This window comes from Sphingorhabdus sp., from assembly GCF_044354325.1.
Lineage (GTDB): Bacteria > Pseudomonadota > Alphaproteobacteria > Sphingomonadales > Sphingomonadaceae > Sphingorhabdus_B.
Window position 1 is genome coordinate 1 of the sequence record NZ_JBILAF010000096.1, and the last position, 7,689, is coordinate 7,689.

The 7,689-nt window shown below is 55.3% G+C and carries 10 protein-coding genes; 6 read left to right on the forward strand and 4 right to left on the reverse strand.

Annotated features, from left to right (window positions below):
* Positions 1–960: MFS transporter (locus ACIQ0G_RS08720; RefSeq protein ID WP_397577572.1), on the reverse strand; the 960-nt coding region annotated here is incomplete at its 3' end.
* A gap of 129 nt (positions 961–1,089) precedes the next feature.
* Here ACIQ0G_RS08720 and pgsA point away from each other — a divergent pair.
* Genes pgsA through ACIQ0G_RS08735 form a run of 3 tightly spaced genes read left to right on the forward strand, consistent with a single transcriptional unit; the run spans position 1,090 to position 2,355 of the window.
* Complete coding sequence (pgsA, locus tag ACIQ0G_RS08725) at positions 1,090–1,662, forward strand: CDP-diacylglycerol--glycerol-3-phosphate 3-phosphatidyltransferase (protein WP_397577573.1); 573 nt, start codon at positions 1,090–1,092, stop codon at positions 1,660–1,662.
* 4 nt (positions 1,663–1,666) lie between these two features.
* The gene (locus ACIQ0G_RS08730; RefSeq protein ID WP_397577574.1) at positions 1,667–1,918 is read left to right on the forward strand and encodes a MoaD/ThiS family protein; all 252 of its coding nucleotides are present in this window, start codon (positions 1,667–1,669) and stop codon (positions 1,916–1,918) included.
* Complete coding sequence (locus ACIQ0G_RS08735; RefSeq protein WP_397577575.1) at positions 1,915–2,355, forward strand: molybdenum cofactor biosynthesis protein MoaE; 441 nt, start codon at positions 1,915–1,917, stop codon at positions 2,353–2,355. Before ACIQ0G_RS08730 ends, ACIQ0G_RS08735 begins: the two co-directional genes overlap by 4 nt.
* 23 nt (positions 2,356–2,378) lie before the next feature.
* Here the strand turns inward: ACIQ0G_RS08735 and ACIQ0G_RS08740 are convergent, their stop codons facing one another.
* Positions 2,379–3,284 carry a hydrogen peroxide-inducible genes activator gene (locus ACIQ0G_RS08740; RefSeq protein WP_397577576.1) on the reverse strand — a complete coding sequence of 302 codons (906 nt, stop codon included), beginning with the start codon at positions 3,282–3,284 and terminating at the stop codon, positions 2,379–2,381.
* Between the two features lie 154 nt (positions 3,285–3,438).
* Between ACIQ0G_RS08740 and epsC the strand changes: the two genes are divergently transcribed.
* On the forward strand, positions 3,439–4,161 hold the full coding sequence (gene epsC / locus ACIQ0G_RS08745) for a serine O-acetyltransferase EpsC (protein ID WP_397577577.1): 723 nt from the start codon (positions 3,439–3,441) through the stop codon (positions 4,159–4,161).
* Positions 4,158–4,502 (forward strand): DUF2794 domain-containing protein, encoded by a 345-nt coding sequence (locus ACIQ0G_RS08750; protein ID WP_397577578.1) that lies wholly within the window; start codon positions 4,158–4,160, stop codon positions 4,500–4,502. The genes epsC and ACIQ0G_RS08750 overlap by 4 nt, the downstream gene beginning before the upstream one ends.
* 48 nt (positions 4,503–4,550) lie before the next feature.
* On the opposite strand, the gene ACIQ0G_RS08755 is transcribed toward ACIQ0G_RS08750, so the two are convergent.
* Positions 4,551–5,453: an SDR family NAD(P)-dependent oxidoreductase gene (locus ACIQ0G_RS08755; RefSeq protein WP_183942218.1), complete on the reverse strand. Its 903-nt coding sequence runs from the start codon at positions 5,451–5,453 to the stop codon at positions 4,551–4,553.
* Between the two features lie 181 nt (positions 5,454–5,634).
* Between ACIQ0G_RS08755 and ACIQ0G_RS08760 the strand changes: the two genes are divergently transcribed.
* Complete coding sequence (locus tag ACIQ0G_RS08760) at positions 5,635–7,149, forward strand: OprO/OprP family phosphate-selective porin (protein ID WP_397577579.1); 1,515 nt, start codon at positions 5,635–5,637, stop codon at positions 7,147–7,149.
* On the opposite strand, the gene ACIQ0G_RS08765 is transcribed toward ACIQ0G_RS08760, so the two are convergent.
* Positions 7,146–7,689, reverse strand: a 544-nt coding sequence (locus tag ACIQ0G_RS08765) for a winged helix-turn-helix domain-containing protein (protein ID WP_397577580.1), incomplete at its 5' end; no start/stop codon positions are given. The genes ACIQ0G_RS08760 and ACIQ0G_RS08765 overlap by 4 nt on opposite strands.

Here is a 7,689-nt window from a genome sequence, read left to right on the forward strand (position 1 = left end):
CATCAGCTCTGGCCCGATAGGTTGCCAGTGGCTGACCGTCCACCAAAGATCCAAGACAAACAGGCCCATGACGATGACTGAAATCGGCGCATATTTGGCGGACACTGTGCCATTCAACAGGCGGTTGACGGCGACTGAGCCGATGGCAATGCCGATCGAGAAAAACGCGGTAAACAAGGTTGCGACAGTATTGTCGCCACCGATCGCGTTTTTGACCATGGGTGGGAAAATCGATCCAAGGACAGCGCCAACGCCCCAGAAAAAGCTGATTGCCATGATCGCCAAAAATAGGCGGGGTATGTGCATGGTGTCGCGCACCAGTCGCCAGCTGCTGCGAAAGATGTTCCAGTCCATTTTTGCGGTTGGGGCATCGCTTTCGGGCGGTGCTAGCGGAACAGATTGCGCGGTCACGCGTCCGATGATGGCAACGATGATAATCCCTACGCCGGCAATCTTTCCTGGAATGATGCCGCCCGCAATCGTCCCGCCCAAGATGGCGAGATAGGTGCCGGCTTCGACAAGGCCCGTTCCGCCCAAAACCTCATCTTCTTTAAGATGCTGGGGCAAGATCGCATATTTAATTGGGCCAAAGAAGGTGGAATGCACGCCCATTGCGAACAATGCGACGAGCATCATCGGTATGTTGTGCAGGTAAATACCCGCTGCACCGAAGATCATGATAAAAATCTCGGCTGTCTTGACCATGCGAATGACGCGCGTCTTTTCAATGGTATCGGCCAATTGCCCCGCAAGCGCGGAAAACAGGAAAAAGGGTAATATGAACAGCGCGCCCGCGATGGCGTTAAAATTCGCTTCTTGGGTCGGGTCCGAATAGATCTCGTACGTCACCAAAATGACCATGGCCATTTTGTAAAAATTGTCGTTGAAGGCATTCAGGAACTGGGTGACGAAAAGCGGCAAAAATCTGCGCTTGTTCAACAGGGACATTGTCGTGGCCATTGGTTTTTGCACTTCCCATGCGGACGGTATCGGAGCCTTAGCGGCCCAGCCGTATCATGGCAAAGTGCATTTCATGTGACGGTGAAATAGCCGCGTGATTTTGCTGACACATCGCGCTATTGCTATAGGATGCTTAGCTTACCCAACATCCTGACCCTGTCGCGCATTCTTGCTGTGCCCATCCTCGTCTTTTTGCTGTGGCCCGGCGCCAAGCAGATAGGCATTCAACCGGTGCCGCTGGATTATGGCTTTGCATTCATATTGTACTGCCTGATGGGGATTACCGATTATTTCGATGGCTATCTTGCGCGGGCGCAGGGAACAGTATCGAAATTGGGCGTTTTTCTTGATCCCATCGCCGATAAGATCATGGTCGCCGCTGTGATTTTGATGCTGGTGTTCACGCGCGATGTCGACGGTTGGCATGTCATTGCTGCCCTCATCATTTTACTGCGTGAAATGATCGTATCGGGCCTGCGTGAATTTTTGGCTGGCCTGCAGATTTCCGTGCCTGTTTCGAAACTCGCCAAATGGAAAACGACGTTTCAACTTGTTTCGCTTGGCGGCATCATTTTGGCAGGCGCCTTGCCGGACTGGATGTTGCTGAAGCAAGCCGCACTGGCGCTGCTGTGGATCGCCGCGGTGCTGACGATGATTACCGGCTGGGATTATCTGCGCGTCGGCATAAAGCATATGGATTGACCGCATGAGGCTGGTCTATTTCGCCGCGGTTCGCGAGGCCATTGGTGTGGCCTCCGAAACATGTGATCTGCCGGCACATGTGCGCAATATTCATGACGCCATTGACTGGCTGGCTGGTCAGTCATCCGGCCACGCACTGGCCTTTCAAGACAAATCGCGGCTTCGTTTCGCTTTGGACCAAGCTATGGTGCCGTTGGATGCCGCGCTTGGCGAGGCGCATGAGCTTGCAATTTTCCCGCCCGTGACCGGCGGATGAAACGCGTCCTTATTAGCGATGAGCCGATCAGCGCGGAGGTTGCACTGGCGGGGCTGAGCGATTTGGGGGGCGGTGCTGTGTCCAGTTTTACGGGTATATCGCGGGACGATGGCGGCATAACCGCGATTGAGCTTGAGCATTATCCCGGCATGACGGAATCAAGCCTGATGCAGTTAATCGATGAAGCCTTTGCCCGCTGGGCATTGCTTGGTGCGGCGATTGTGCACCGGATCGGGCGCGTTGCAGTGGGCGAACCCGTGGTCGTTGTCGGCGCAGCGTCGCGGCACAGGGCGGACGCGCTTGAGGCCACGGCGTTCCTGATTGACCGCCTGAAAACCGACGCGCCATTTTGGAAGAAAGAGCATTATGCAGATGGCACGTCCGTTTGGGTTGATGCCAAATCCAGCGACGACGATAGGTCTTCACGCTGGTCCTAACGGCTCCGGTTGCGGATCAGCGGTTACGTTATGTGCAGTTCCCGCAGGGACTCCGCAAGCAATTCGAACTCCTCACGGCGCGGGCTGTTGGTCCGCCAAATCAGCGCAATTTCGCGGGTGGCATGGTCCGCATTCAACGGCCGCGCTTGAACGTCGGTTCCGTTCAATAGACCGGCCGCGACGGCCATCTCGGGAATGATGGTGAGGCCCAAGCCATTGTCCACCATCTGTACAAGCGTGTGCAGCGATGTGCCCAACATCATGGCCGTTGCGCGCAGCTCCGGCCTGTTACAGGCAGCCAGTGCATGGTCTTTTAAGCAATGACCATCCACTAATAACAAAAGCCTGTTTTCATCGATCAGTTCAGGTTCAATGCTTTCGGGCGGGTCGCGCGGGTCATCCAATGGAAAGGCAACATGTAACGCGTCGTTAAACAGATGCGCTTTTTCGACATCGCCCGCCGGGAAAGGAAGCGCCAAAAGGACACAGTCGACCTGACCATGATGCAATGCTTCGACCGCAGCTGCGCTCGCTTCCTCCCGCAGGTACAACTTCAAATCGGGATATTTCTTGCGCAGTGCCGGTAACAACTTCGGCAACAGGAATGGCGCAATCGTCGGGATGACGCTCATGCGCAAATCATCCGCAAGTGGCTTGCCTGCGGAACGGGCCATTTCGGCGAGCTCTTCCGCTTCGCGTAAGATGCGGTGCGCCTTGGTCACCATCTTGTTGCCCAGCGGCGTAAAGCGGACGACGCGCCGCGTGCGCTCCACGAGCATCAGGCCAAGCAGCGACTCCAGCTCGCGTATCCCAGCGGACAGCGTGGACTGTGTCACAAAGCAGGATTCCGCGGCTTTACCGAAATGGCCATGCTCCTGAAGTGCGACCAGATATTGCAGCTGCTTCAGTGTTGGAAGATAGGTGCTCATAAATCGACCCCGTTTATTATTATGGGCCATATAATCGTTTTTTACGATGATTCTAGCAATATTTAGCGAAAAGGTTCATAGATTGCTGGAAATGCCCGTTTGAAAGTCTTAGCTTAGAGGCTCAATGGTCCCAGTAGGGACGTCAGGGTCATCTATGTTCATTTCAAATCTCATCGAATATCTGGACTCGATCAAAGAACGTGACCCTGCGCCGCGCTCACGCTGGGAAATCTTGCTGTACCCCGGCGTATGGGCCGTGGGTTATCACCGTGTCGCGCATTGGCTGTTCCTTGGCCAGATGTTCTTTCTTGCGCGGTTGGTAAACCATTTCGCCCGGTTTCTAACGGGCATAGACATTCACCCCGGCGCCAAGATTGGCAGCAATTTCTTCCTCGACCATGGTTTCAGCGTGATTGGTGAAACGGCCGAGATTGGCGACAATGTCACCATGTACCAGAACGTCACCTTGGGCGGCACCAACCCGACCAACGGGATGGCGGGTAAACGGCACCCCACAATATTGGATAATGTTATCATTGGGTCAGGCGCACAGATCCTTGGCCCAATCACAGTGGGCGAACGCGCGCGCATTGGCGCTGCGGCCGTGGTGACCGACGACGTTCCTGCCGGCGCCACGATGATTGGTCAAAAGGCGCGCTCGACATTGGTTCAGGCCGAAACCTATGCACGTGACTTCATGCCTTATGGCACGCCTTGCCGCGAGATGTTCGACCCAGCGACACAAAGCCTCGAGATCCTGCAGTGCGAAATCGAAACCCTGCGCAAACGTATCGCGGACCTGATGGCCGAGCGTGATGGAACGCCGGCAGCTACGCCGGTCAAGCCCCGTGCGAGCAAGGGAAGCAAGGCCAGTTGAGCGCAATCATCACGCCGTTCCCGATAACCAATCGGCTCAACCAGATCGGTTTCGACAAAGGCGAACTAACCCAGATTCTCAATCTGTACGGGCGGATGGTCGCAGCGGGTAACTGGCGCGATTACGCCATCGATCTTGGCCGCGATGCCGCCGTGTTCAGTGCGTTCCGGCGCGCCACCGAGCGGCCCGAATATCGCATTGAGAAGCGGCCCGCATTGCGCAACCGCCAAGGCATGTGGGCCTTGGTCGGCGAGGGTGGTGCAATTTTGAAACGCGGACATGATCTTGGCCCCGTCCTTGCGCTTGTTGAACGAAAGCTCATGAAACTGGTCGACGCATAAAAAAAGCCCGGCCAAAGACCGGGCTCTTTCGAAATATTTGGACGGCCATTAGCCGAGTGCTTGAAGCGCCTTCATCACGGCGATGGATTGCTCGCCGCCTGACTGTGGAACGGTTTCACCCGTACGGTCGATAATCTTGTCCCACGCCGCAGCAAAACCTTCGACATTGCGGTCTTCCTGACGCAGGGCAACACCTGGGGTCATCGTGACATAGGCCGCGTGATAACCGCCACCGCCTGCGCCAATGATCATGTTGGTTGGGGCATCTTCGCTGACCAGATACAATGCGGCTGGTACAACATTTTCCGGCGTGAACTGTTCGAACAGGCCTTCTGGGAAAATATCTTCGGTCATGCGCGTGCCCGCAACAGGTGCGAGCGAATTGACGCGCACGTTATATTTGGCGCCTTCAAGGTGAAGCGTCTTCGTAAATCCAGCCAATCCGAGCTTCGCCGCGCCATAATTGGCTTGGCCGAAATTGCCATATAGACCCGTTGACGATGTGGTCATCAAAATGCGGCCATAGGCCTGATCGCGCATCGTATCCCAAACCGCCTTCGTGCAGTTTGCCGATCCCATGACATGGACCTGAAGCACCAGATTGAAGTCGGGCATATCCATCTTGGCAAAGCTCTTGTCGCGTAGGATTCCGGCATTGTTGATCAACACATGCACGCCGCCCCATGCTTCTTTCGCCTTGGCGACCATTTCGACCATTTGCTCATATTCGGTGACGCTGCCGCCATTGGCCATGGCTTCACCGCCAGCTGACTTAATCTGTTCGACAACCTGGGCTGCTGCGTCGGATGTGCCTGTGCCATCGCGCGCGCCGCCCAAGTCATTGACCACCACTTTCGCGCCGCGCTTGGCGAGCTCAAGCGCATAGGCCTTACCCAATCCACCGCCTGCACCGGTCACAATAGCGACTTTATCTTTAAAACTGATGGTCATATTATATCTCCATAATCAGGGGCGAGCCAAGCCGCCGAAACATGCTGTGCCTTGGCATGGCGCGCCACTTGACGCAAGCGTAAAGCAAGTTGGGGTGAGTGTCATAAAAGAGAAATAATGCTGTCATGCCCAAGACATAAAATTGCTGTCTAAGCGTCACCATTGAAACAAGGATAACATTATGACCTCCGCAATAAAATGGTTTGCAACGACAGCATTGGTAACGGCGGCATGTGTCGCGTTTCCTGCATATGCGCAGGACAGCACATCTGAGGTCGAATCGCTGCGTGCGGAAGTTGCGGCGCTTAAGGCACAATTGGCAACAATTGCGGCAAAGGTTGATGCGGTCGAGAAAAAACCTGTAGCAGAAGTAAAGTGGAAGGGCGGACCAGAGACCAGCGGTCAAGGTGGTTGGACCTTTAAGCCACGTGGACGCATCCATTATGATGCAGGCTATGTGAGCGTACCCGGCGATTATGCAGTCAACCGCAATCTGGGTTTCAATAGCCGCGTTCGGCGCGTTCGCCTTGGCGCTGAAGGCAATATGCCTGGCGGCTTCGGTTATAAGGTCGAAGCGGACTTTGCGGGCGGCAATGTTGCCTTTGGTGATACGTTCCTGAGCTACAGTCCAAGCAACACGCCGTTCAGCGTTCGGATTGGCAATTTTGAATCGCTGAACGGGATGGAGCAAATCACCAGTTCCAACAACGCCAGCTTTACAGAGCGCGCTGCATTCAATGACGCGTTTTTAAACAGCCGTCGTCTTGGTGGCGCGGTTGCATGGCGTGATTCCGATAATGTGCTCCGCGCCGAAGTCGGCTTGTTTGCCGGCCACAGCATCGACAACTCGTTCGACAATGATGGCTGGATTGGCGCGGGACGGCTGACCTATGCGCCAAAGGCGTTTGGCGGACAGCTGCATTTCGGTGCAACCATTCAGCAGCGCGAATTCGCATCCAACAACAATGGAACGGCGTCGGTTTCGACAAATACGCCATCGACCAACCAGCTGGCCCGATATCGCGCGCGCCCGAACACACAGCTTACCGACGTACGATTTGTCGACACCGGAAGCTTCGCCGCCAAGAGCGACCGAATATTAGGTGTCGAATTGGCGGCCATCTTCCCCGGATTTTATTTTGCCGGCGAAGGCCAATGGACCAAAGTAAATGCCTATCGCGCGGGTGACATTGCAACCGGATTGAACAGTTTTGCTGGCGGCAACAGCGCGGTTACGCCAAATGGCGACCCGAGCTTTTTTGGCATGTATGCCGAAGCTGGCTATTTTCTGACCGGCGAGACCCGCGGTTACAAGGACGGCGCGTGGGCGCGTACCAAGGTACTGAATCCCATTGATAAAAAGGGCCTTGGCGCGTTCCAAATTGCGGCACGCTATGATTTTCTGGATCTTGACAGCAACGCCTTGAAAAACGGCGTGACGAACAACTTTGCGACGGGCAGCAATAGCCTGGCTGCGGTCAATGCGCGGCTTGGACGGGGTGGCACACAGACCAGCTATTTGCTCGCTCTGAACTGGTACCCAATCGATTATATTCGCTTCATGTTGAACTATGGCCGCGTCAATGTTGAAGGTGGCCCGTTGGCCGCGACAGTTGACCCCCTTTTAACGCAGGCGGTTGATAAGCGCGACTATTCGGTTGATGTACTTGCCGCGCGGATGCAGTTGGAGTTCTAAACCGCGTCCTGATCGAGCGAATAGCCTGCCGACCGCACCGTCCGGATGATATCGCTGTCAAAGCCCTCATTGAGGGCTTTGCGCAAGCGGCGGATGTGGACGTCAACGGTACGTATTTCGATATCGCTGTCATGGCCCCAGACACTGTCTAAAAGGCGCTCACGCGAGAATACGTGACCTGGATATTCGAGGAAATGCTTGAGCAACCGGTATTCGGTCGGCCCAAGCGGAACCTGCTTTCCGCCGCGCTTTACTTTGTGCGCGACCGTATCCATTTCGACGTCACCAAAGCGCAATGCTTCGCCAGCAAGCGCGGGACGGACCCGGCGCAGCACGGCCTTTGCACGGGCGACCAATTCGCGTGGTGAAAAAGGCTTGGTGACATAATCATCAGCGCCGATTTCAAGTCCGCGAATACGGTCATCTTCTTCACCGCGTGCCGTCAACATGATGATTGGCACATTGGCGGTGTTGTCCGCTTTGCGTAATTGCCGGCACACTTCGATGCCCGACAGATTCTCCAACATCCAATCCAGCAAA